Origin of the sequence: Micromonospora rosaria (genome assembly GCF_001567585.1) — a bacterium.
Taxonomy (GTDB): Bacteria; Actinomycetota; Actinomycetes; order Mycobacteriales; family Micromonosporaceae; genus Micromonospora; species Micromonospora rosaria.
The window spans coordinates 1-23743 of the sequence record NZ_LRQV01000049.1; the positions used below are offsets into that span (position 1 = coordinate 1).

At 73.9% G+C, this 23743-nt stretch carries 19 protein-coding genes; 8 read left to right on the plus strand and 11 right to left on the minus strand.

The window, feature by feature from the left end; all coding sequences use genetic code 11:
- From AWW66_RS15130 to pgl, 4 genes are all read left to right on the plus strand, one after another.
- A partial coding sequence (locus AWW66_RS15130; RefSeq protein ID WP_067366006.1) for a glucose-6-phosphate isomerase occupies positions 1-1467 on the plus strand: 1467 nt, incomplete at its 5' end.
- Between the two features lie 2 nt (positions 1468-1469).
- Positions 1470-3020, plus strand: coding sequence for a glucose-6-phosphate dehydrogenase (gene zwf / locus AWW66_RS15135; protein WP_067366010.1), 1551 nt, complete (start codon positions 1470-1472; stop codon positions 3018-3020).
- A gap of 31 nt (positions 3021-3051) precedes the next feature.
- A complete protein-coding gene (locus AWW66_RS15140) occupies positions 3052-4065 on the plus strand; it encodes a glucose-6-phosphate dehydrogenase assembly protein OpcA (RefSeq protein ID WP_067366013.1) in 1014 nt (337 codons plus the stop codon).
- 55 nt (positions 4066-4120) lie between these two features.
- Positions 4121-4870 (plus strand): 6-phosphogluconolactonase, encoded by a 750-nt coding sequence (gene pgl, locus AWW66_RS15145; RefSeq protein WP_067366015.1) that lies wholly within the window; start codon positions 4121-4123, stop codon positions 4868-4870.
- A gap of 168 nt (positions 4871-5038) precedes the next feature.
- On the opposite strand, the gene secG is transcribed toward pgl, so the two are convergent.
- The 8 genes from secG to AWW66_RS15185 form a co-directional block, all read right to left on the minus strand.
- On the minus strand, positions 5039-5293 hold the full coding sequence (secG, locus tag AWW66_RS15150; RefSeq protein ID WP_067366018.1) for a preprotein translocase subunit SecG: 255 nt from the start codon (positions 5291-5293) through the stop codon (positions 5039-5041).
- A gap of 95 nt (positions 5294-5388) precedes the next feature.
- Positions 5389-6180 carry a triose-phosphate isomerase gene (gene tpiA, locus AWW66_RS15155; protein WP_067366021.1) on the minus strand — a complete coding sequence of 264 codons (792 nt, stop codon included), beginning with the start codon at positions 6178-6180 and terminating at the stop codon, positions 5389-5391.
- A complete protein-coding gene (locus tag AWW66_RS15160; RefSeq protein ID WP_067366023.1) occupies positions 6180-7379 on the minus strand; it encodes a phosphoglycerate kinase in 1200 nt (399 codons plus the stop codon). The genes tpiA and AWW66_RS15160 overlap by 1 nt, the downstream gene beginning before the upstream one ends.
- Positions 7380-7431: 52 nt before the next feature.
- The gene (gene gap / locus AWW66_RS15165) at positions 7432-8436 is read right to left on the minus strand and encodes a type I glyceraldehyde-3-phosphate dehydrogenase (RefSeq protein ID WP_067366027.1); all 1005 of its coding nucleotides are present in this window, start codon (positions 8434-8436) and stop codon (positions 7432-7434) included.
- A 285-nt stretch (positions 8437-8721) separates the two neighbouring features.
- Positions 8722-9702 carry a DNA-binding protein WhiA gene (whiA, locus tag AWW66_RS15170; protein ID WP_067366030.1) on the minus strand — a complete coding sequence of 327 codons (981 nt, stop codon included), beginning with the start codon at positions 9700-9702 and terminating at the stop codon, positions 8722-8724.
- Positions 9703-9756: 54 nt separating this feature from the next.
- Positions 9757-10755 carry a gluconeogenesis factor YvcK family protein gene (locus tag AWW66_RS15175; RefSeq protein WP_067366033.1) on the minus strand — a complete coding sequence of 333 codons (999 nt, stop codon included), beginning with the start codon at positions 10753-10755 and terminating at the stop codon, positions 9757-9759.
- Positions 10752-11666, minus strand: a complete 915-nt coding sequence (gene rapZ, locus AWW66_RS15180) for an RNase adapter RapZ (RefSeq protein WP_067366036.1) — start codon at positions 11664-11666, stop codon at positions 10752-10754. Before rapZ ends, AWW66_RS15175 begins: the two co-directional genes overlap by 4 nt.
- A gap of 213 nt (positions 11667-11879) precedes the next feature.
- Positions 11880-12572 carry an NADPH-dependent F420 reductase gene (locus AWW66_RS15185; RefSeq protein ID WP_067366039.1) on the minus strand — a complete coding sequence of 231 codons (693 nt, stop codon included), beginning with the start codon at positions 12570-12572 and terminating at the stop codon, positions 11880-11882.
- Between the two features lie 325 nt (positions 12573-12897).
- Here AWW66_RS15185 and recQ point away from each other — a divergent pair, with 325 nt between their 5' ends.
- Complete coding sequence (gene recQ / locus AWW66_RS15190; protein ID WP_067366041.1) at positions 12898-14748, plus strand: DNA helicase RecQ; 1851 nt, start codon at positions 12898-12900, stop codon at positions 14746-14748.
- 189 nt (positions 14749-14937) lie between these two features.
- On the opposite strand, the gene AWW66_RS15195 is transcribed toward recQ, so the two are convergent.
- Entirely contained in the window at positions 14938-16131 is a 1194-nt protein-coding gene (locus AWW66_RS15195; protein WP_067366044.1) for an MFS transporter, read from the minus strand.
- A gap of 460 nt (positions 16132-16591) precedes the next feature.
- Between AWW66_RS15195 and AWW66_RS15200 the strand changes: the two genes are divergently transcribed.
- From AWW66_RS15200 to AWW66_RS15210, 3 genes are read left to right on the plus strand one after another with little or no spacing between them, the layout of a single operon-like run.
- Entirely contained in the window at positions 16592-18148 is a 1557-nt protein-coding gene (locus AWW66_RS15200; protein WP_169807116.1) for a GMC oxidoreductase, read from the plus strand.
- Positions 18145-19464, plus strand: a complete 1320-nt coding sequence (locus tag AWW66_RS15205; protein WP_067366047.1) for an aminotransferase class III-fold pyridoxal phosphate-dependent enzyme — start codon at positions 18145-18147, stop codon at positions 19462-19464. Before AWW66_RS15200 ends, AWW66_RS15205 begins: the two co-directional genes overlap by 4 nt.
- A gap of 41 nt (positions 19465-19505) precedes the next feature.
- Positions 19506-20423, plus strand: a complete 918-nt coding sequence (locus tag AWW66_RS15210) for a sulfotransferase family protein (RefSeq protein ID WP_067366050.1) — start codon at positions 19506-19508, stop codon at positions 20421-20423.
- A 173-nt stretch (positions 20424-20596) separates the two neighbouring features.
- Here the strand turns inward: AWW66_RS15210 and AWW66_RS15215 are convergent, their stop codons facing one another.
- Together AWW66_RS15215 and uvrC are read right to left on the minus strand one after the other, a co-directional pair.
- Complete coding sequence (locus AWW66_RS15215) at positions 20597-21610, minus strand: glycoside hydrolase family protein (protein WP_067366053.1); 1014 nt, start codon at positions 21608-21610, stop codon at positions 20597-20599.
- A 165-nt stretch (positions 21611-21775) separates the two neighbouring features.
- Positions 21776-23731, minus strand: a complete 1956-nt coding sequence (gene uvrC / locus AWW66_RS15220) for an excinuclease ABC subunit UvrC (RefSeq protein ID WP_067366056.1) — start codon at positions 23729-23731, stop codon at positions 21776-21778.
- Positions 23732-23743 lie beyond the last annotated feature (12 nt).

Consider the following 23743-nt stretch of genomic DNA (forward strand, 5'->3'; position numbering starts at 1 on the left):
CGCCGGCTGGGCTGGGTGGACACCTTCCGGCGGAGCCGGGAACTGCTCCCCCTGCTCGCCGAGCTGCGGGCCGAACTGGCCGACCTGGACCACGTGGTGCTCGCCGGGACGGGCGGCGCGACGCTGGCCGCCGAGGTGATCACCCGGACCCTGGGCCGGCCGCTGACCGTGCTGGACAGCACCGACCCCGGTCGGGTACGCGCCGCGCTGGCGGACCGGCTGGAGCGGACCGTCGTCGTGGCGGTCGGCACGTCCGGCGGCACGGTCGAGACCGACAGCCTCCTGCGGGCGTACCGGGAGGCGTTCCTGGCCGCCGGGCTGACCGAGGAGGAGGCCGGGCGGCACGTCGTCGTGGTCACCGACCCGGACTCCCCGCTGGGGCGGACCGCCGTCGACCTCGGCGCGGTGGTCGTGCCCGCCGACCTGCGGGTGGCCGGCCGGTACGCCGCGCTGAGCGCGTTCGGGCTGGTCCCGGCCGCGCTGGCCGGGGTCGAGGTGGTGGAGCTGCTCGACCAGGCCGAGGCGCTGGCCGACGCGCTGGGCCGGGACCGGGACAACCCCGGCCTGGCCCTGGGCGCGGCGCTCGGCGCGGCGGCCATCGGAGGCCGGGACACCGTCGTCCTGGTCTCCGACGGCACCGGCCTCGACGGCCTGGGCGACTGGATCGAGCAGTTGCTCGCCGAGTCGACGGGCAAGGCCGGGCGGGGTCTGCTGCCGGTGGTCCTGGCGGCCCCGGACGACCCCGGCCCGACCGGCCCGGACGTGCTGACCGTGAGCTACGGCGGCGCGCTCGCCGCCGGGGCCGTGCCGGGCGGCGGCGTCGCCCCGGACCTCGCGGTCACCGGCCCGCTCGGCGCCCAGTTCCTGGCCTGGGAGTACGCCACCGCGCTCGCCGGGGTGGCGCTCGGCGTCGACCCGTTCGACGAGCCCGACGGGGCCGGGAGCACGGAGCACACCAGCCGGATCCTCGCCTGCGGTCCGCCGGCCGAACGGCCGTCGTTCACCGTGGGCGCGGTCGAGGCGTACGCCCCGGCGGGGGCCCCGGCCGACCTGGTCGGGGCGCTGCGCTGGCTGGTGGAGGGGCTCGGGTCGGACGGCTACCTGGCGGTGCTGGCGTACCTCGACCGGTACGCCGACGCCGACGCGGCCCGGCTGCGGGCCCGGCTGGCCGGGGCCACCGCACGCCCGGTCACCTTCGGGTGGGGACCCCGGTACCTGCACTCGACCGGGCAGTACCACCAGGGCGGCCCGCAGGTGGGCAGCTACCTGCAGGTGACCGGCACGATCGACGCTGATCTGCCGGTGCCCGACCGACCGTACTCCTTCGGAGAACTACAGGCGGCCCAGGCCGCCGGTGACCGGCAGGCCCTGGCCGGCCGGGGCCGCCCGGTGCTGCGGTTGCACCTGACCGACCGGGCGGAGGGCGTCGCCCAGCTTCTCGATGCGGCTGGGCGGCTGACGACGTGACGATGGACGACGTGGACGGACCGGAGCGAGGAGGCGGCGTGAACCCCCTGCGCGACGCACAGGACCGGCGGCTGCCCAGGATCCCGGAGCCGTGCGCTCTGGTGATCTTCGGTGTCACCGGCGACCTGGCTCGCAAGAAGTTGTTACCCGCGGTGTACGACCTGGCCAACCGGGGGCTGCTGCCCCCGGGCTTCGTGGTGCTGGGCTTCGCCCGGCGCGACTGGGCCGACGGCGACTTCGAGTCGCTGGCCCACGAGGCGGCCAAGGAACACTGCCGTACCCCGTGGCGGGAGGAGGTGTGGGCCCGGCTCGCCGGCAACATCAAGTTCGTCGGCGGCTCGTTCGACGACGACGCGGCCTTCGACCGGCTCGCCCAGACCCTGAACGACCTGCGTGACAGCCATGGCATCCATGGCAACGCCGCGTTCTACTTCTCCATCCCCCCGGCGGCGTTCCCGGTCGTGCTCAAGCAGCTCGCCCGGACCGGCATGGCCGACAACGAGAAGTGCGGCGGCTGGCGACGGGTCGTGGTGGAGAAGCCGTTCGGGCACGACCTGCCCTCGGCCAAGGAGCTCAACGACCTGGTCGACGACGTCTTCACCTCGCAGGACGTCTTCCGGATCGACCACTACCTGGGCAAGGAGACGGTCCAGAACATCCTCGCCCTGCGCTTCGCCAACAACCTGTTCGAGCCGCTGTGGAACTCCCACTACGTGGACTCGGTGCAGATCACCATGGCCGAGGACGTCGGGATCGGCAGCCGGGCCGGGTTCTACGACTCGGTCGGCACCGCCCGGGACGTGTTGCAGAACCACCTGCTGCAACTGCTCGCCCTGGTGGCGATGGAGGAGCCGACGAGCTTCGACGCCGACGAGATCCGCGCCGAGAAGCTCAAGGTGCTGCGGGCCATCACCGTCCCCACCGACGTGGCCGCCGACACCGTTCGGGGCCAGTACCTGCCCGGCTGGGTGGGCGGCCAGCGGGCGGCCGGCTACCTGGAGGAGGACGGCGTCCCGCCGGACTCGACCACCGAGACGTACGTGGCGGTCAAGCTCGGCATCCAGAACCGCCGCTGGGCGGAGGTGCCGTTCTACATCCGGGCCGCCAAGCGGCTGCCGCGCCGGGTGACCGAGGTCGCCATCATGTTCAAGAAGGCGCCGCACCTGCCGTTCAACCCCGCCGACATGGAGATGCTCGGCAACAACCAGCTCGTCATCCGGGTCCAGCCGGACGAGGGCGTGGTGCTCAAGTTCGGCTCCAAGGTGCCGGGCACCACGATGGAGGTCCGCGACATCGCGATGGACTTCCAGTACGGCGAGGCGTTCACCGAGTCCAGCCCCGAGGCGTACGAGCGGCTGGTGCTGGACGTGCTGATCGGCGACCGGACCCTCTTCCCGGACGCCGCCGAGGTCGAGCAGAGCTGGGCCGTGGTGGACCCGTTGGTGAAGGCCTGGGAGGGCACCCGGCCGGAGCCGTACCGGGCCGGCGAGTGGGGCCCCCGGGCGGCCGACGAGATGCTGGCCCGCGAGGGCCGTGCCTGGCGGCGGGCGTGATGCGGCACAGCGAGCGAAGCGGGAGGCTCCAGTGATCGGGCTGTGGGACACCACCGGCAACGAGGTGGTCAAGGCGCTCGCCGCCGAACGGCGCAGCGCCGGCGGCGTGGCCAGCGGCATGGCGCTGACGCTGATCGTGGTGGTGGACGAGAAGCGGGTCCGCGAGGCGGAGGCGGCGGCCACGGTGGCCGCCGCCGCCCACCCGTGCCGGCTGCTGGTGGTGGTCCGCTCCGACGTGGAGCGCGACCGCGACCGGCTGGACGCGGAGATCGTGGTCGGCGGCCGGCTCGGCCCCTGCGAGGCGGTGGTCACCCGGATGTACGGGCGGCTGGCCCTGCACGCCGAGTCGGTGGTGATGCCGCTGCTGGTGCCGGACGTGCCGGTGGTGACCTGGTGGCACGGCGAGCCGCCGGAGGAGATCGCCACCGACTTCCTCGGGGTGGTCGCCGACCGGCGGATCACCGACTGCGCGCAGTCCCCCGACCCGATCGAGGCGCTGCGCCAGCGGGCCCGCGACTACGCCCCGGGCGACACCGACCTGGCGTGGACCCGGATCACCCCGTGGCGCACCCTGGTCGCCGGGGCGTTCGACACCACCCAGGCCCGGGTCACCGAGGCGACCGTGGTCGCCCCGCCGAAGGACCCGACCGCCGCGCTGATGTGCGGCTGGCTGGGCAGCCGGCTGGGGATCAGCCCTCGGTGGGAGCCGACCGACGAGTCCCCCCGGATGCGCCAGGTGCAGTTGCGCTGCGCCAACGGCGACGAGCTGACCCTGACCCGGGACGACAGCCAGGCCACCTTCCGCCGGACCGGGCAGGAGGACCGGACGCTGCCGCTGGTCCGCCGGCCGCTCGGCGACGAGCTGGCCGAGGAGCTACGCCGGCTCGACGCCGACCAGGTGTACGCGGAGGCGCTGGGCGCCGCGGCGGGGGTGGCCCTGGACCGGCGGCCCGGCCAGCGGGTGCACGTCTGGAAGGACCCGGCCACCGCCCAGCGGGCCGAGGCCGGGATCACCGCGCACGCCGGCCCGGCGCTGGACCACTGAGCGGCGACGATGAGCCCGACACGACCGCAGGGCGGTCCGGAGACGAAGGCGGAACATGAGTGAGGCGAGTGTGGCCGTCCACGCCGACGCCGAGGTGCTGGCGCAGGCGGTGGCGGCCCGGTTCGTGGTGAAGCTGCTCGACGCGCAGGCCGACCGGGGCACGGCGTCGGTGGTGCTGACCGGCGGGCGGATCGCCGCCGCGGTGTACCGGGCGGTGGCCACGCTGCCGGCCCGGGAGGCGGTCGACTGGTCCCGGGTGGACGTGTGGTGGGGCGACGAGCGGTTCCTGCCGGCCGGCGACCCGGAGCGCAACGAGACCCAGGCGCGGGCGGCGCTGCTGGACGCGGTGCCGCTGGACCCGGCGCGGGTACACCCGATGCCGGCCGCCGACGGCCCGGACGGGGACGACCCGGAGGCCGCCGCCGCCCGGTACGCGACGGAGCTGGCGGCGGCGGCCGGACCCGGCGTGGGCGGCGCGCTGCCCCACTTCGACGTGCTGATGCTGGGCGTCGGGGAGGACGGGCACGTCGCGTCGGTCTTCCCGGAGCACCCGGTGGTGCACGAGGAGCGGTCGGTCAGCGCGGTCCGGGACAGCCCGAAGCCGCCCCCGGTGCGGACCACGCTGACCCTGCCCACCATCAACACGGCGCAGGAGGTGTGGCTGGTGGCCGGCGGGTCGGACAAGGCGAAGGCGGTCGCCGCCGCGCTGGCCGGCTCCGGTCCGGTACCGCTGCCGGCCGGTCAGGTACGCGGCCTCGCCCGTACCCTCTGGCTGCTCGACCGCGCCGCCGCCGCCGAACTCTGAGCAGTAAGGAAGGGCCCCCTGTTAACGCATTGCGTATAGCAGGGGGCCCTTCTTCACGCCCGGCCACCGGGAGCACGCCGCCGGTGCGCCCCGACGGGTCCACCCGGACATGCGACCGCGCGCGGCCCGTCGGGGGACGGACCGCGCGCGGTCGGACAGGTACGCCGCTCAGGTGTTCATCGCGAGGCGGAGCCAGAGGCCCAGCCCGACGATGCAGGCGAACCAGACGATGCCCACCAGAACGGTGTAACGGTCGAGGTTCTTCTCCGCGACCGAGGAGCCGGCCAGGCTGGAGCTGACGCCGCCGCCGAACATGCTGGACAACCCACCGCCCTTACCTCGGTGCAGCAGGATCAGCATGGTGAGCAGCACACTGGTGATGACCAGCAACACGATCAACGTGTATGCGAACCAGATCGGCATGGCGGGGGTCAGTCCTCTCGTTGCGATCCTCGCCCGGACAGATCGGGCACGGGGGCACCGGCCGGCGGACGGGCGGGATCAAGGATAGCGAGCCTTCAGCGGGCGATGTGCTCCGGGAACCGACAGATCTTGGAGAACTCGTCCGCGTCCAGGCTCGCCCCACCGACGAGCGCCCCGTCCACGTCCGGCTGGGCCATGATCGCGGCGACGTTCGACGACTTGACCGACCCGCCGTAGAGGACCCGGACCTGGTCCGCGGTGCCCTGGTCGTACGTCTCGGCCAGCCGCAGCCGGACCGCCCCGCACACCTCCTGGGCGTCCTCCGGGGTCGCGGTCTTGCCGGTGCCGATCGCCCAGACCGGCTCGTACGCGACGACGACCTTGGTGACCTGCTCGGCGGTGAGCCCCTTCAGGGCGCCGTCGAGCTGGTCGCAGCAGTGCGGCACGTGCCGCAGCTGCTCGCGGACGTCCAGCCCCTCCCCCACGCAGAGGATCGGCGTCAGCCCGTTCTCCAGCGCCGCGACGACCTTGGCGTTGACCAGCGCGTCGTCCTCGTGGTGGTACGCCCGCCGCTCGGAGTGCCCGACCACCACGTACTGGCAGCCCAGCTTGGCCAGCATCGCCCCGGAGATCTCCCCGGTGTACGCGCCGGCCGGGTGCGGCGACAGGTCCTGCGCGCCGTAGCCGATGAGCAGCTTGTCCCCGTCGACCAGCGTCTGCACGCTGCGCAGGTCGACGTAGGGCGGCAGCACCACCGTCTCCACGGCGGTGAGCTGGTCGGCGTTCAGGCTGAACGCCAGCTTCTGCACCAGCGCGATGGCTTCCAGGTGGTTGAGGTTCATCTTCCAGTTGCCGGCCATCAACGGCCGGCGGGTGGTGGCCGCCATCAGTCCTCCAGCGCCGCGATGCCGGGGAGGGTCTTGCCCTCCAGGTACTCCAGCGAGGCGCCCCCGCCGGTGGAGATGTGCCCGAACGACGACTCGTCCAGCCCGAGGGCCCGGACGGCGGCGGCAGAGTCGCCACCACCGACCACGGTGAACGCGTCGGCCTTGGTGATGGCCTCGGCCACCCCCCGGGTACCGGCGGCGAACGCCGGCATCTCGAACACGCCCATCGGGCCGTTCCAGAAGACCGTCCGCGCGGTGCCGATCACCTCGGCGAACGCGGCCACCGTCGCCGGCCCGACGTCCAGGCCGAGCCGCTTGCTCGGGATGGCGTCGGCACGCACGGTGTCGTGCGCGGCGTCCGGGGCGAACGCGTCGGCGGCCACCACGTCGACCGGGAGCAGGATCTTGCCGTCGGCCCGCGCGAGCAGGTCGCGGCAGGTCCCGACCATCTCCTCCTCCAGCAGCGAGGTGCCCACCTCGTGGCCCTGGGCCTTGAGGAAGGTGAAGCACATCCCGCCGCCGATGAGCAGCTTGTCGACCTTCGGCAGCAGCGCCTCGATCACGGCGAGCTTGTCGGAGACCTTCGAGCCGCCGAGGACGACCACGTACGGCCGCTCCGGCTCACCGGTCAGCCGGGACAGCACCTCGACCTCGCGCAGGACCAGCCGGCCGGCCACGTGCGGCAGCCGCGCCGGCACGTCGTGGACGCTGGCGTGCTTGCGGTGCACGGCGCCGAACGCGTCGTCCACGTACGCCTCGCCGAGGGCGGCGAGCTGGTCGGCGAACGCGCCCCGCTCGGCGTCGTCCTTGCTGGTCTCGCCCTTGTTGAAGCGCAGGTTCTCCAGCAGGGCCACCTGGCCGTCGGCGAGCGCGTCCACGGTGGACCGGGCCGACTCGCCCACGGTGTCCTCCGCGAAGGACACCGGCACCCCGAGCAGCTCACCGAGCCGCCCGGCGACCGGGCGGAGGCTGTACTGCGGGTCCGGGGCGCCCTTCGGGCGACCCAGGTGCGAGAAGACCACGACCTTCGCGCCGGCCTCGGTGAGGGCGCTCAGCGTCGGCAGGACCGCCCGGATCCGCCCGTCGTCGGTGATCGCGCCGGTCTGCTTGTCGAGCGGGACGTTCAGGTCGGCGCGCACCAGCACGCGCCGACCCGACACCCCCTCGGCGAGCAGGTCGTCGAGGGTACGGATACTCACCGAGCTAGCCCTCCGTTCGTGACTGCGGGGCTCGCAGGCTCACTCCTCGCACTCACAGCGAGCTACCGACCAGCTTGACCAGGTCGACCAGGCGGTTCGAGTAGCCCCACTCGTTGTCGTACCAGCCGACGACCTTGACCTGGTTGCCGATGACCTTGGTCAGCGGCGCGTCGTAGATGCACGACGCCGGGTCGGTGACGATGTCGGCCGACACGATCGGGTCCTCGTTGTAGGTCAGGATGCCCTGGAGCGGGCCCTCGGCGGCGGCCTTCAGCGCGGCGTTGACCTCGTCGACCGTGGTCTCCCGGCCGACGGTCACGGTCAGGTCGGTGGCGGAGCCGGTGGGGATCGGCACCCGCAGCGCGTACCCGTCGAGCTTGCCCTTCAGCTCCGGCAGGACCAGGCCGATCGCCTTGGCCGCACCGGTCGAGGTCGGCACGATGTTCAGCGCGGCGGCGCGGGCCCGGCGCAGGTCGCTGTGCGGCGCGTCCTGCAGGTTCTGGTCCTGCGTGTACGCGTGGATCGTGGTCATCAGACCCTTCTCGATGCCGAAGGTGTCGTGCAGCACCTTCGCCATCGGGGCCAGGCAGTTGGTGGTGCAGGAGGCGTTCGAGATGATGGTGTGCTTCGCCGGGTCGTACTGGCCGTCGTTGACGCCCATGACGACCGTGACGTCCTCGTTCTTCGCCGGGGCGGAGATGATGACCTTCTTGGCCCCGCCGTCGACGTGCGCCTTGGCCTTGGTGGCGTCGGTGAAGAACCCGGTCGACTCGATGACCACGTCCACGCCGGCCTCGCCCCACGGCAGCTTCGACGGGTCCCGCTCGGCGAACGCCTTGATGGTCTTGCCGCCCACGGTGATCTCGTCGGCGGTGGCCTTCACCTCGTGCGGGAGGCGGCCCAGGATGCTGTCGTACTTGAGCAGGTGGGCGAGCGTCGCGTTGTCGGTCAGGTCGTTGACCGCGACGACCTCGATGTCGGCGCCGGACGCCAGCACGGCCCGGAAGAAGTTACGGCCGATGCGGCCGAAGCCGTTGATGCCAACCCGGATGGTCACAGGTCCCATCTCCTCGCGTTGTGTTCCGCCGGCATCGGTTGTGGACCGGCGGGATGATGTGCGCCGGCCATGAAGCCGGCCGCTGACGGTTCATCTCGGCCGCCCCGCCGCGGTCTCGGAGAAGACCTGACCGCCCAGGGCGGTGGGTACGGCGGAACGGGCCGGTTGCCGGCCCCCTTGCCGTACGCTGCGACCCTATCCGAGCGCGCGGCGCGGCGCTGCGCCGGGGCGCAAACCCGACCTCGCGCCGCGACCGGCGTTCACCGGCCCAGCCCCACCGTCCCATCAGACCACGAGCATGTCCGGTGTGACGGCCGCTTCGGTATCGGGGATGCCCAGGTCACGGGCGCGCTTGTCGGCCAGCGCGAGCAGTCGCCTTATCCGCCCGGCGATCGCGTCCTTGGTCAACGGCGGGTTCGCCAGCGCCCCCAACTCCTCCAGGGAGGCCTGCCGGTGCTCCAGGCGCAGCCGGCCGGCGTCGGTGAGGTGGTTCGGCGCGTCGTCGGCGAGGATCTCCAGCGCCCGGGTGACCCGGGCGGCGGCGGCCACCGCCGCCCGCGCCGAGCGGCGCAGGTTCGCGTCGTCGAAGTTGGCCAGCCGGTTCGCGGTGGCCCGGACCTCCCGGCGGACCCGGCGCTCCTCCCAGGCCAGCACGCTGGAATGGGCGCCGATGCGGGTGAGCAGCGCGGCGATCGCGTCGCCGTCCTTGACCACCACCCGGTCGACCCCGCGCACCTCCCGGTTCTTGGCGGTGATGCCGATCCGGCGGGCCGCGCCGACCAGCGCCAGCGCCGACTCCGGCCCGGGGCAGGTGATCTCCAGCGCACTGGAGCGCCCCGGCTCGGTGAGCGAGCCGTGCGCCATGAACGCGCCCCGCCACGCCGACACCGCGCAGCAGACGTTCGCCGCCACCACGTGCGGCGGCAGCCCGCGTACCGGCCGGCCGCGCACGTCCAGCAGGCCGGTCTGCCGGGCCAGCATCTCGCCGTCCTTGACCACCCGGACGATGAAGTGGCTGCCCTTGCGCAGCCCGCCGGAGGCCAGGACGTGGATCTCGCTGGGGTAGCCGTACACCTCGGCGATCTCCCGCCGCAGCCGGCGGGCCACCGCGCCGGTGTCCAGTTCCGCCTCGACCACCACCCGGCCGGAGACGATGTGCAACCCGCCGGCGAACCGCAGCAGGGCGGCCATCTCCGCCCGCCGGCAGCAGGGCTTGGGCACGTCGACCCGACTCAGCTCGTCCTTGACCGCAGCCGTCATCGCCATTGTGCGTCCCCTCACGGACCGGTTCCGGCGTGTCGCCGGTGATTACGTACGTGTCTAACGATCGGCGCCCAGGACCGGCACCAGGGCGGCACCCAGGGCGTCCGGATCGTGGCGAGGTGTGCCGTCCGCGACGGCGACCGGGGCGAGCACCAGCCGGGCCCCCAGGGATTCTGCCGCACGCGCGACCGGCTCCGGATCGCCGACCGCCTTGGCGTCGGCCAGCACCTGGTCCACCACCAGAGCCGGCAGGTACCAGCGCAGGGCGGCGAGGTGGTCGGCCACGGAGAGCCCCAGCGTCTCCTTCTCCGCCGCCAGGTTGAGCGTCACCAGCCGCCGCGCCGGGCTGGCCACGATCGCCTCGGCCAGCCCCGGCACGAGCAGGTGCGGCAGCACGCTGGTGTACCAGCTTCCCGGCCCGAAGATCAGCCAGTCCGCCGCGCCGATCGCCGTCACCGCCTCGGCGCAGGCCACCGGGGCCTGCGGGGTGAGCCGCAGCGCCTCCACCCGGCCGCTGGTCACCGCGACCTGGTGCTGGCCCCGGACCGTGCGGACCTCGCCCGGACGGGCCGGGTCGGCACCCCGTACCCGGGCCTCGATGTCGACCGGCTGGCAGGACATCGGCAGCACCCGGCCGACCGCGCCGAGCATCGAGCCGGCGTGCTCCAGCGCGGCGACCGGATCGCCGAGCAACTCGATCAGGCCGCTGATGACCAGGTTGCCCACCGCGTGGCCGGCCAGCCCGGTCCGCGAGTCGCCGAGGAAGCGGTGCTGGAACAGCCCGGCGCTGCGCCGGGTGGCCGGCTCGTCGGCGGCCAACGCCACCAGGGCCTGCCGCAGGTCGCCCGGGGGCAGGCCACCCCGTTCGGCGCGCAGCCGGCCACTGGAGCCGCCGTCGTCACCGACGGTGACCACGGCCGTGATGTCCAGCCGCAGGTCGGGGGCGCAGCGGCGCAGGGCCCGCAGCGAGGCCGCCAGGCCGTGCCCGCCGCCGAAGGCGACGACCCGGACCGGACCGCCCCGCCCGGTGGCCGGCGGCCCCTGCGGCGCCGTCATTCTCGCCCCAGGTCCCGGTGCTGGGCGTTGGCGGCCAGCCCCGAGCGGCGCAGCCGGGCGGCCAGTTCCTCGGCGATGGCCACGCTGCGGTGTTTGCCCCCGGTGCAGCCCACCGCCACGGTCAGGTACCGCTTGCCCTCCCGCTCGAAGCCGGCGGTGGTGGCGCCGACCAGGTCCGCGTACGCCGAGACGAAGGCGTCCGCCCCCTCCTGGCCCAGCACGTACGCGCTGACCGCCTCCTCCCGCCCGGTGTGCTCCCGCAGTTCGGGCACCCAGTACGGGTTGGGCAGGAACCGGGCGTCGAGCACGAAGTCGGCGTCCGGCGGCAGGCCGTACTTGAAGCCGAAGGAGATCACGGTGACCCGCAGCCGCCGGGTCTCCTCGCCGCCGAACAGCTCCTCGATGCGCCGCCGGAGCTGGTTGACGTTGAGGTGGCTGGTGTCGATGATCACGTCGGCCTGGTCGCGGGCCTCCTCCAGCAGTCCCCGCTCGACGGCGATCCCGTCGGCGAGCCGCCCGTCGCCCTGCAACGGGTGCGAGCGCCGGACGCTCTCGAAGCGCCGGATCAGCACCTCGTCGTCGGCGTCGACGAAGACCACCCGGGGCGAGAAACCCCGCTCCTTCAGCTCCCGGATCGCGCCGACCAGGTCGGTGGAGAAGGCACGCGAGCGCACGTCCAGCACCATCGCCGTGCGCCGGGCCGCACCGCCGGCCTTGACGGCCAGCTCGGCCATGTCCAGCAGCAGCGCCTGGGGCAGGTTGTCGACCACGTAGAAGCCGACGTTCTCCAGGGCCCGGGCGACCGTGCTGCGGCCCCCGCCGGAGAGACCGGTCACCACCACCAGCGTGGTGTCCGCCTCGGCCGGATGCCCGGTGCCCTCCCCTGTGCCGGCTGTCCGCGCCTCGCTCAACCCACTACCCCCGCCCTGGTGCCGCGTCGCGGCCCGAACCGCCGACGACAAACTGCGACTCTAACCCGCCGGACGACGTCGATCCGTGCACGGCCACGGGGCGGCGCGGGCCTGTCGGCGCAGCGCGACGGGCCTGCGGGACGGCGCGACCGGACGACCCTCCTGCGGGCCGCCCGGTCGTGCCGTCCCGTCCGGATGCCGGCGGTCGAGGCGTCAGGAGTCGGCGTACCGGCGGGCGGCGGCCAGGGCGGCGCGCAGCGTCGCCGCGTCGACCCGGGTCGGGCCGGACTCGAAGAAGTTCGCCGGGTCGGCGGCGTAGAGACCCGCGTACGCGGCGGTGTCCCGCTGGAACCGCCAGCCCTCCGCCAGCGGCCCGGCGTCCACGGTGTCGTACCCGATGCTGTCGAAGAAGGCGGTGACGGCGGCCTTCGCCGCCGGGTCGTCGCCGGCGATCGACAGGGCGCTCCGGTCGGCCGCGCCGGCCGGCCGGGCCAGGGCGAGCAGGTGCGTGAAGAAGATGTTGTTGAAGCCCTTGACCACGCGGGACTCCGGCAGGTGCGCCTGGAGCAGCTCACTGGTGGTCGTGGACTCGTCGTCCAGCTCCGCGATGTGCCCGTCGCGCTCCGGGTAGTAGTTGTTCGTGTCGATCACGGTCTTGCCGGCCAGTTCCTTCACCGGCACCTGCCGGTAGGCGTGCAGCGGAACGGTGACCACGACCAGGTCGCCGGCCTGCGCGGCCTCGGCCGGGGTGCCCGCCCGCGCCAGCGGCCCCAGCTCCGCCACCAGGTCCTGGAGGGTCTCCGGCCCCCGCGAGTTGCTCAGCACCACCTGGTGACCGGCGGCGACCGCCAGCCGTGCCACCGTGCCGCCGATGTTGCCACTACCGATGAGTCCCACAGTCGTCATGCCCCTGCCAACCCGACCCGGCCCGACCGAATTCCCCACCGCCCCACCCGCCATCGCCCCACCACCCCGCCGCCCCATGGCGCGGGGCGGGGCAGGGCGGCGCGGCGCGGCGCGGGGTGACCGGTGGCGGAATTCCGACGCGACACGCCGACAGGCGCGTCGTTTCCCGCGCGACGCTCCGTCGATCCGCGCTCCGCCGCGAAGACGGCGCTTGCAGGCCGGGAACGCCGGCACGGCATCGTGGGAGTCGTCGGCTCCGGCGACGGCGGGCGGGGTGGGTGTCGGGCGGCGCTCGTAGAATCCCCGGGTGGTTTCTCCCCGTGACGTGAGCGTCCCCGGCCCGAGCGACCCGACGGCGGCGTTGGAGACCCTGCGTCGGGTGTTCGGGTACGACGCGTTCCGGGGGTTCCAGGCCGAGGTCATCGAGCACGTGGTGGCCGGCGGCGACGCCCTGGTGCTGATGCCGACCGGGGGCGGCAAGTCGCTGTGCTACCAGATCCCGGCGCTGGTCCGCGACGGCGTCGCGGTGGTGATCTCCCCGCTGATCGCGCTCATGCAGGACCAGGTGGACGCGCTGCGGGCGGTCGGCGTGCGGGCCGGCTTCCTCAACTCGACCCTCGACCCGGACACCCGCCGGCTGGTCGAGGCGGAGTTCGTCGCCGGGGAGATCGACCTGCTCTACCTCGCGCCGGAGGCGCTGGCCAGCCGGGGCACCCTGAGCCTGCTCGACCGGGGTCGGATCGCGCTGTTCGCCATCGACGAGGCGCACTGCGTGTCGCAGTGGGGGCACGACTTCCGCCCCGACTACCTGACCCTGTCGATGCTGCCGGAGCGCTGGCCGGACGTGCCCCGGATCGCGTTGACCGCCACCGCGACCAGCGCCACCCGCACCGAGATCGCCACCCGGCTCCAGCTCACCGGGGCCCGGCACTTCGTGGCCAGCTTCGACCGGCCCAACATCCAGTACCGGATCGTGCCGAAACGGGAGCCGCGCAAGCAGTTGCTGAGCCTGCTGCGCGACGAGCACCCCGGCGACGCCGGGATCGTGTACTGCCTGTCCCGGGCCTCGGTGGACAAGACCGCCGAGTTCCTGGTCGCCAACGGCATCGCCGCGCTGCCGTACCACGCGGGGTTGGACGCGGCGACCAGGGCGCGCAACCAGCAGCGTTTCCTGCGCGAGGACGGCCTGGTGATGGTGGCGACGATCGCCTTCGGGATGGGCATCGACAAGCCGGACGTCCGCTTCGTCGCCCACCTCGACCTGCCCAAGTCGGTCGAGGGCTACTACCAGGAGACCGGCCGGGCCGGCCGGGACGGCCTGCCGTCGACCGCCTGGCTCGCCTACGGCCTCCAGGACGTCGTCCAGCAGCGCAAGATGATCGACTCCTCCGAGGGCGACCTCGCCCACCGGCGGAACCTGGCCGCGCACCTCGACGCGATGCTCGCCCTCTGCGAGACGGTCCGCTGCCGCCGGGCGCAACTGCTGGAGTACTTCGGCGAGCCGGCCACCGGCGGCTGCGGCAACTGCGACACCTGCCTGGAGCCGCCGGAGTCGTGGGACGGCACCGTCCCCGCGCAGAAGCTGCTCTCCACGGTGTACCGGCTCGACCGCGAGCGCAACCAGCGGTTCGGCGCCGGGCACTGCATCGACATCCTGCTCGGCAAGCAGAACGACAAGGTCTCCCAGTTCCGGCACGACCAGCTCACCGTCTTCGGCATCGGCACCGACCTGCGCGAGGCCGAGTGGCGCGGGGTGGTCCGGCAACTGCTCGCCGAGGGGCTGCTCACGGTCGAGGGCGACTACGGCACCCTGGCGCTCACCGACGCCAGCGCCGAGGTGCTGGGCCGCCGCCGTACCGTCATGCTGCGCCGGGAGCCGGAGCGCCCGGCGCGGTCGGCGGCGAAGCCCCGGGGGGCGGCCACCGTGGTCGCGGAGTTGCCGGCCGAGGCCGCGCCGCTGTTCGAGCGGCTGCGGGCCTGGCGGGCCGCGACCGCCAAGGAGCAGGGGGTACCGGCGTACGTGATCTTCCACGACGCGACCCTGCGGCAGATCGCCGCGGACGCCCCGGCCTCACTCGCCGAGCTGTCCCGGATCAGCGGGGTCGGCGAGAACAAGCTGGCCAAGTACGGCGAGCCGATCCTCGCCGTGCTGGCCAACCCCGACACCCCCGCCTGACCACCGCCCCGCCCGGCCTGACCAGCGTGCCGGCTGGCCGAGTCGCCGTGCCGGCGGGCCCGCCCACCACGCCACCCGGCCGGGCCGCCGTGCCGGCTGGCCGGGGCGCAGCGCCGACCCGCCGGGGGCGGCGACGCTGGCCGGGTGCGACGCGGTTGGCCGGGGTGCGACGGCGGCCGGCGGGACTTGTCAGGTGCCGGCGCGCAGGGCGTCCGGGCGGGCCCAGAGCAGGGCCGCGACGGTGAGCACCACGGTCGCGGCGACGACGAACGCCGCGCCGGGGCCGGCCCACTCGATGGTGAACCCGGCCAGCGTCCCGCCGAGGCCGAAGCCGGCGGTGTTCGCGGCGCCGAGCCAGGTGAACGACTCCGCCGCGCGCCCGGCGGTGGCGATCGCGTCGCAGGCGAGGAAGGTGACGGCGAAGGCGGGCGCCATCCCGAGGCCGGCGACGAGCGCGAGCCCGGTCATGAGCGCCATGCCGTCGGCCACGGCCAGCACCGCGACCCCGGCGGCCACCACCAGCAGCAGCACCCGCAGTTGGTGCACCGCGCTCGCCCGCCACTGTCCCGCGCCGTAGGCGCTGCCGCCGAGCAGGCTGCCCACCGCGAACGCCGACAGCAGCAGGCCGGCCAGGTGGGTGGCGTCGCGGTCACCGGCGAACGCCGGCAGGGCGACCTGGAGCACGCCGAGGATGACGCTGATGCTCGCCACGGCCAGCATCAGCGTCCACATCGCCGGGGCGCGCAGGGCGCTGCGGCGGGGGCCGACGAATCCGGTGCCCCGCCAGGCGCGGGCGGCCGGTGCGGTCACGTACCACACGGTGCCGGCGAAGCCGACCACCGCCAGGACGGCCAACGCGCCGCCGGGTGGCAGCAGGGCCACCAGGACGCCGACGATCAGGGGGCCGGAGATCGCGGTCAACTCCTGGGCGTTGGCCTCCACGGCGTAGGCCGCCGGGCGGAGCCGCTCGCCGGCCAGGTCGGGCAGCAGCGCCCGCAGGGCCGCCGCCTGGGCCGGCAGCAGCAGACCGATCAGCACCGCCACCGCCACCACCGCCGGGGGCGGCGCCCCGAGGCGGACGGCGGCCACGAAGGCGAGCATCGCCGCGCTGTTGGCGGCGGCCGTGGCGAGCAGCACCCGCTGGCCCAGCCGGTCGAGCAGCCGGCCGTGCAGGGGGCGGGACAGGGCGGCGGCGAGGCCGAAGGCCCCGGTGGCGGACCCGGCCACGGCGAACGACCCCGTGCCGTGTTGCACCAGCAGCACCATCGCCAGCGGGGTGCCGCCGTCGCGCAGCCGGGCGACGAAGGCCGCCGCGATGGGCCGGGCGATGTCCGGCCGGGCGAACATCTGTCGGTAGTTCTCCAGGAATTCGATGCCCGTCATTCTGGCACGCATCGCGCATCCGCGTCGACCCGCGCCCCGGACAGAAGACGTCGACCACCGCACCGATTCGCGCCGGGAATTGCGCCAAACCTCTTTGTGACGTAGTTCACATAGGCATTCATCTATTGAAACAATTCGTTAACCATGCTTCCCTCGATTGAGTCGACACCACTCGACCCGGCACCCGGAAAACCTGTCTTCCGGTTCCACCGGAACACGTGTCACCGGATCACCGGGCCACCGGGCCACCGGGTCGCAGGGGTCACGTACACGACATCGAGCGAGGGCGCGCGGGGGCGCCATCCGCACCCGGACCGGCCGTCCGGACGACACCCGGACCACCAGGCAGAACGGCCGGCGAGCGGCACCGGACAGGCCGGCCGGACCGGCCGACGGCGAGCACGGCCGGCGTCACCCCGCGCGCCGTCGCACCGTTCGCGCACATCGGGGGAGGGTGACAGTGACCGACGAAACGGTGGACGTCTGCGTGATCGGAAGCGGGGCCAGTGGTGCCGTCGCGGCACACTTCCTCTGCCGACAGGGCCACTCCGTCCTGATCCTCGAAGAAGGCGGCCGGGTGACGCCGGGCGACTCGTTACGGGGCCTGGAAAAGACCTGGCAACCCGCGCTCACGCCGGCCCCGGACGGCGGGTTCGCGGATTCCGGACGACCCTGGACCGCGCAGGCGCTCGGCGGCGGAATGACGCTCTTCGGCGGGATCATGTTCCGATATCGCACAGTCGACTTTGACGCTGGGAAATATATGAGTACCGACGCGCTGGACCCCCGGTGGCCCCTGTCGTACCACGACCTGCGCCCGTACTACGAGGAGGTCGAACGCCTCGTCGGGGTGGCCCGGGCCGACCACGCCGACCCGCTGGACCCGGGCTCCGGGCCGGCCCCGATGCCCCCGCACCCGTACAGCCGTGCGGGCGCCCTGCTGGCCCGGGCCGGCCGCGCCCGGGGGCTGCGCCCCTTCCCCACTCCCCTCGCCATCACCTCCGTCCCCTACCGGGGTCGGCCGAGGTGTCACCGCTGCGGCCCCTGCAACGAGCACGTCTGCCCCACCGGGGCCCGGGCGGACCTCGCCACCCTGCTGCTCGACCCGCTCGTCGCCGAGGGCTCCCTGTCGGTCCGGCTGGCCGCCCGGGCGCTGCGGATCAACCTCGACCGCTGCGGCGTGGCCGGCTCGGTGGAGTGGCTCGACCTGCGTCACCGCACCCGCCGCACCACCCGGGCCCGCGCCGTGGTCGTCGCCGCCAACGCCGTGCAGTCGGCCGCCCTGCTGCTGCGCTCCACCGGGCCCGGCGCGGCCCACGGGCTCGGCAACGGACACGACATGGTGGGACGCGGCCTGTCGTTCAAGGTCAGCGGCTACCGGTGGGGGCGGGTGCCGGCCCCCGACACCGGCCGCCCCGAGAACGGGCCGTTCTCCAGCGTGGCCTTCTCCGACTACTACCTCGACCCGGAGATCCCCAGCGGGCTCGGCGGCATGCTCTACGAGGCCGACCCGGTCCGGGACCGCTACCGCGACGGACACCTGACGCTGCGCCTGCACTTCCTGGCCGGCGACCAGCCACGGGCCCGCAACCGGGTCCGGCTCGCCACCCGGCGCGACGCGTTCGGCGTGCCGCGCCTGGTCATGGACTACCGCACCCACCCGGTCGACGAGTCCCGCCGCGACCACCTGGCCGGCCACGCGGTCGACCTGCTGCGCGCCGCCGGGGTGCACGAGGTGCACGCCGAGTCGTCGAACCACCACCTGGGCAGCCGCCACCTGCACGGCGGGTGCCGGGCCGGGCACGACCCCCGCAGTTCGGTGGTCGACGGCGACGGGCGGGTGCACGAGGCGGAGAACGTCTACGTGGTGGACGGCGGCTTCTTCCCCTTCGCCGGCGGGGTCAACCCCACCCTCACCATCCAGGCCAACGCGCTGCGCATCGCCCACCGGGTCGCGGCGCAGCTCGGCACCGACGCGCCACCCCCGATCCGACCCGACGAGGAGGCCCACCAGTGACCGGACGTACGGCTCAGGCGACGCACCCGCGCACCACCCACGACGACGCCCTCGCCCGGGCGAGGGCGGTCACCGCCTCCGACACCTGGGACCTCGACCGGCGCTTCCCGATCGTCCTGGACCGGGGCTCCGGGGCGTACGTCTGGGACGTGCAGGGTCGGCGGTACCTCGACCTGACCTCGTGCAGCGGGGCCGCCCCGCTCGGCGCCGGGCATCCCGGCGTCGTCGAGGCCGCGACCCGGGCCATGGTCCGCACCGGCGGGATCCTGCCCGGGCCGTTGTCCCTGCTCCGCGTCGAACTCGCCGAACGGCTGGTCGACCTCTTCCCCTGCGCCCAGCGGGCGGTCTTCTTCCGCACCGGCTCCTGCGCGACCACCGCCGCCGTCCGGCTCGCCCGGGTGCACACCGGCGCCCGCCCGGTGCTGACCAGCGGGTACCACGGGTGGCACGATTGGCACCTGCAGTACCGGCCGCACCTCGCCCTGGCCGACCGCGACCCGGACACCACCGACTTCGGCTACGACCTCGACCGGCTCGCCGACCTGGCGTCCCGGCACGGGCGGATCGCGGCGGTCATCGTGACGCCCGAGGTCAACTTCTTCCCCAGGGAGCACCTGCGGCAGGTCGCCGAGATCGCCCGCCGGCACGGTGGCCTCGTCGTCGTCGACGAGGTGATGACCGGGTTCCGGTACGCCCCGGGCGGCTACCACGCCGCCGCCGGTGTCGACGCCGACCTGATCGCGGTCAGCAAGGGCCTGGCCAACGGGTTCGCCCTCTCCGCCGTGCTGGGCCGCGCCGAGGTGATGAAGGCCGACGAGGCGACCTACCTCGGCAACACCTACCAGCGGGAGGTGACCCCGTTCGCCGCGGCCCTGGCGACCCTCGACGCCTACGCCGACGGCACGGTGCCGGAGCGGATCCGGACGGTCGGCACCCGGTTGATGGCGGGCTTGAACGAGGTCTTCGCCGCCCACGACGTGCCGGCGGTCGCCCGGTCCTGGCCGACCATGTTCGACGTCGTCTTCGCCGACCCCGACCTCGGTACCCGGTTCTTCCAGGAGATGTGGCGGCGGGGTTTCCTGATGCAGTACGGCGGGCGGTTCATGCCCTCGGCGGCGACCAGCGACGAGGACGTCCGGGCCATGACCGAGGCCGCCCACGCCGCCCTGCGGGCCACGCTCGCCGACGCCGGCCCGGCCCCGACCGGGGACCACCGCGCCGAGGACCCGCTGCGCGCCGCGGCGGTGGAGTTCGCCGGGCAGAACTTCGCGGCGACCCCGCAGACGGTGCGGACCTGGTTCGGCCGGCCGGACTGACCGCACCACCACTCCCCTTCCCCTCGTGAGAAAGGAGCGCCGTGCCCACCCCACCCCCCTTCGCCTCGGACCCCATCCTGTTGGGCGGCGAGAACCGGTCGGGGACCACCCTGCTCAGCGTGGTCCTCGACGCCCACCCCGACCTGGTGGTCGGTCCCGAGCTGGACTTCCCCAACCCGCCCAACCTCGGCGAGCACATCCTGGCGGCGGCGGACCTGCTGACCCGCCGGGACCCCCGGGTGCTCGGGCCGGGCACCGACACCGCCGACCCGTACTGGTACGACGGGGCGCACTTCGTCAAGCAGTGCGAACGGTTCGGCGTCGGCATTGACGACCTCACCACGCTGGTCACGGCGGCGCGGGACGCGCTGGGCACCGAACTGTCCTCCTTCGAGGACCGGTGCCGGCTCATCGACGACATCGGCGAGTTCCGGCGGCGGGCGGTCGGCGCACGGCGGTGGGGGATCAAGCTCCAGCGCAAGATCCAGCGGGTGGACGACTACGCCCGGCTGTGGCCCCGGGCCCACTTCGTACACATCGTCCGCGACGGGCGGGACCTGGCGGCCAGCCACCTCAAGACGGTACCGACCTGGGGTTACCGCTCGGCGACGGAGGCGGCGCGCGGCTGGCTGGAGGTGGTCGCCCGGCCGCACACCGTCGCGCCGCAGGGCCGCTACCTGGAGATCCGGTACGAGGATCTCGTCGCGGCCCCGAAGGAGACCCTGGAACAGGTCATGCAGTTCCTCGGCCTGCGGTGGGACGACGCGCTGCTGCGGCACTCCGAGTTCGAACACTCGCTGCTGCACCGGTCGTGGGGGCACCCGGCGGCCGAGGCCGTCGCCCGGCCGCTGTACACCGGCCGCGCCGGGCGGTACCGGACCGACCTGACCGCCGAACAGGTGGCCGACTTCGAGCGGCTCGCCGGGCCCGAACTGCGCCGGCTGGGCTACGTCAGCTGAGCCCGCGACCACGCCGTCCACTCGACGGCCCGGCAGCCCCGACGGCCCAGCCGGCACGGCCGCCACCCCACGGCCCGAGCGGCACGGCGGCCCATCCGCCGGTGCTGCCGCCCCGCCGGGCGCCCCGGGGCCGGGTTCCCACCGGCCCCGGGGCGACGGGGCGGGGCACCGGGTCAGACCGCGCGGGCCACGCAGAGCCGGGCGCTGAGCCGGGCGCCGGCCTCGTAGACCATGTACGACACGCCGCCGTCGGTCCCGAAGGTGGGCGCGGCGGTCCGGCCGTTGTCGGAGGCCACCGGGGCGTGGAAGACCCCGAGGTGGACCTCCCGGTCGAAGGCGTTGCCGACCTCGGTCAGCCGCATCCGGCCGTCGTTGCCGTGGTACACGACGTAGGTGGTGTTGTTGCGGCGCAGCAGGTGCGGGCCGGAGAGGTCGGTGAGCCCGTCCCCGGCCGGGGAGACCAGCGGCTGGGGGGCGAACCGCCACTGGTCCCAGCCGTTCGGCGACCAGCCCCAGAAGATCTTCCGGGTACCGGGGCGGACGGTGTGCGCGCCCATGAAGAGCATCACGTACCGGTTGCCCAGCCCCGGCACGGCGTGCTCGAACACCCGGGCGTACGACGTCTCGGTGGTGTTCGGGACCAGCCGGGTGCTCAGGATCGGGGTCGGTGAGGTGAAGGTGATTCCGTCGCGGGAGCGGGCCACCCGGGTGGTGGTGTTCTCCCCGTGGAAGTAGAGGAAGAACTCCCGGGTCGGGGCGTTCCACACCACGTGCGGCGAGGAGACGTGGCTGACCGTGACCCCGGGCAGGTGCCGGCTGATGATCGGGTTGCCGGGGTGCTCGGTGTAGGGCCCCTCCATCCGGTCGGCGTAGGCCAGGCAGATCCCGCCCGGCGCGTCGTGCGGGGCGTAGTACAGGTAGTACCGGCCCCGGGCGCCGGAGATCTTGTCGTACACGCCCCGGACACAGGGGAAGATCGTCTCGCCGGTCGGGTTGTAGACCAGGGGCCGGTCGAACGCGTCGCGGACGTACCGGTAGGTGGGGAAGCCGGCCGGGGCGGCGAGGGCGGGGGCGTCGGCGGCCAGGACACCGAGGCCGCCGGTGGACGCGGCGGCGCCGAGCAGCGCGGTACCGCGCAGCAGGCCGCGCCGGCTGAGCGGGGACGCGGGGACGGGAAGCTGGGGCACGGGGTGTCTCCGTTCGTGGGGGACGTCCCCTGACCGCGCGGTCGCGACGCCTGGCCGGCCAGGCGATTCGTCGTCGCCGGGGACGAGTCTGGGCAGTGGTGGACCGGGCCCGGTGATCGATGAGTTTGCGCCCGCCGATGCGACGGGTCAACCCCGTAATACGGATTAACTGCGGTTGTCGGCCCGGCCCGGGTCGGGCGGCTCCGGCCCGCCGAGGGCCCGGATGATCGCCTCGGCGGTCCGCCGCCCCACCCCCGGAACCTCGGTGATCTGCTCCACCGAGGCCGAGCCGAGCCGCTTGAGCGAACCGAAGTGGCGCAGCAGGGCGGTGCGCCGGACCTCGCCCAGGCCGGGCACCTCGTCCAGCGCGGAGGCGGTCATCCGCTTGGAGCGGCGCTGCCGGTGGAAGGTGATGGCGAACCGGTGCGCCTCGTCGCGGACCCGTTGCAGCAGGTAGAGCGCCTCCGAGGTGCGGGGCAGGATCACCGGGAACTCGTCGTCGGGCAGCCAGACCTCCTCCAGCCGCTTCGCCAGCCCGCAGAGCGCGACGTCGTCGACGCCCAGCTCGGCGAGGGCCTGCGCGGCGGCGGCGACCTGCGGCGGGCCGCCGTCGACCACCACCAGCTGCGGCGGGTACGCGAACCGGCGCGGCCGGCCGGTGGTCGGGTCGATGCCGGGGCGGTCCGGGTCGGCGGCGGTCTCCTCGCCCAGCTCGCCGGTCTCGGCGCGGGTTTCCAGGTACCGGGCGAAGCGGCGGCGCAGCACCTCGGACATCGCCGACAGGTCGTCGGTGGCGCCCCGGACGATGAACCGGCGGTACTCGCCCTTGCGGGGCAACCCGTCCTCGAAGACGACCATGCTGGCCACCACGTCGGTGCCCTGGATCTGGGAGACGTCGTAGCACTCGATGCGCAGCGGGGAGGTGCGCATGCCCAGCGCCTCGCCGATCTCGTCGAGGGCCTGGCTGCGGGTGGTCAGGTCGCCGGCCCGGCGCAGCTTGTGCCGGGCCAGCGCGTCCTTCGCGTTGCGGCCGACCGTCTCCAGCAGGTCCTTCTTGTCGCCGCGCTGCGGCACCCGCAGGGTCACCCGGCTGCCCCGGCGGGCCGACAGCCAGTCGGCGAGGGCGTCGGCGTCGGCCGGCAGGGCGGGAACCAGCAGCTCGCGGGGGACGTCGGCCTCGCCCCGCTCGCCGCCGTAGACCTGGGTGCAGAAGTGGTGCACCAGGTCGCCGGGGGTCAACTCCTCGGTCTTCTCCACCACCCAGCCGCGCTGCCCCCGGACCCGCCCGTCGCGGACGTGGAAGACCTGCACGGCCGCTTCGAGGGGGTCGTCGGCGAAGGCCACCACGTCGGCGTCGGTGCCGTCGCCGAGCACCACGGTCTGCTTCTCCATCGCCCGGCGCAGCGCGGCCACGTCGTCGCGCAGCCGGGCCGCCCGCTCGAACTCCAGCGCCTCGCTGGCCTCGGTCATCTCCCGTTCGAGCCGGCGGACCATGCTGTCGGTGCGCCCGGCCATGAAGTCGCAGAACCCGTCGACGATGCGCCGGTGCTCCTCGGCGTCGACGCTGCCCACGCAGGGCGCCGAGCACTTGCCGATGTACCCGAGCAGGCAGGGGCGCCCGACCTGGCCGGCCCGCTTGAACACCCCCGCCGAGCAGGTCCGCGCCGGGAAGACCCGCAGCAGCAGGTCAAGCGTCTCCCGGATGGCCCAGGCGTGCGAGTACGGCCCGAAGTAGCGCACGCCCTTGCGCTTGGCGCCCCGCATCACCTGTAGGCGCGGGTACTCCTCGTCGAGGGTGACGGCGAGGTACGGGTACGACTTGTCGTCGCGGTAGCGGACGTTGAACCTCGGGTCGTACTGCTTGATCCAGGTGAACTCCTGCTGGAGCGCCTCGACCTCGGTGGCGACGGTGATCCAGTCGACCGACTCGGCGGTGGTGACCATCTGCCGGGTGCGCTCGTGCAGCCCGAGCAGGTCGCCGAAGTAGGAGTTGAGGCGGCTGCGCAGGTTCTTCGCCTTGCCGACGTAGATCACCCGGCCGGTGCCGTCGCGGAACCGGTAGACCCCCGGGGACTCGGGGATGGTGCCGGGGGCGGGACGGTAGGTCGACGGATCAGCCACACTCCGAGACTA

Bases quoted from the DNA above. Each gene is read 5' to 3' on its own strand.
- pgl (WP_067366015.1), top strand. From the start codon at position 4,121: ATGAGTGAGGCGAGTGTGGCCGTCCACGCCGACGCCGAGGTGCTGGCG.
- AWW66_RS15185 (WP_067366039.1), bottom strand. From the start codon at position 12,572: ATGACGACTGTGGGACTCATCGGTAGTGGCAACATCGGCGGCACGGTG.
- secG (WP_067366018.1), bottom strand. From the start codon at position 5,293: ATGCCGATCTGGTTCGCATACACGTTGATCGTGTTGCTGGTCATCACC.
- AWW66_RS15175 (WP_067366033.1), bottom strand. From the start codon at position 10,755: ATGACGGCGCCGCAGGGGCCGCCGGCCACCGGGCGGGGCGGTCCGGTC.
- tpiA (WP_067366021.1), bottom strand. From the start codon at position 6,180: ATGGCGGCCACCACCCGCCGGCCGTTGATGGCCGGCAACTGGAAGATG.
- AWW66_RS15195 (WP_067366044.1), bottom strand. From the start codon at position 16,131: ATGACGGGCATCGAATTCCTGGAGAACTACCGACAGATGTTCGCCCGG.
- zwf (WP_067366010.1), top strand. From the start codon at position 1,470: ATGGACGACGTGGACGGACCGGAGCGAGGAGGCGGCGTGAACCCCCTG.
- whiA (WP_067366030.1), bottom strand. From the start codon at position 9,702: ATGGCGATGACGGCTGCGGTCAAGGACGAGCTGAGTCGGGTCGACGTG.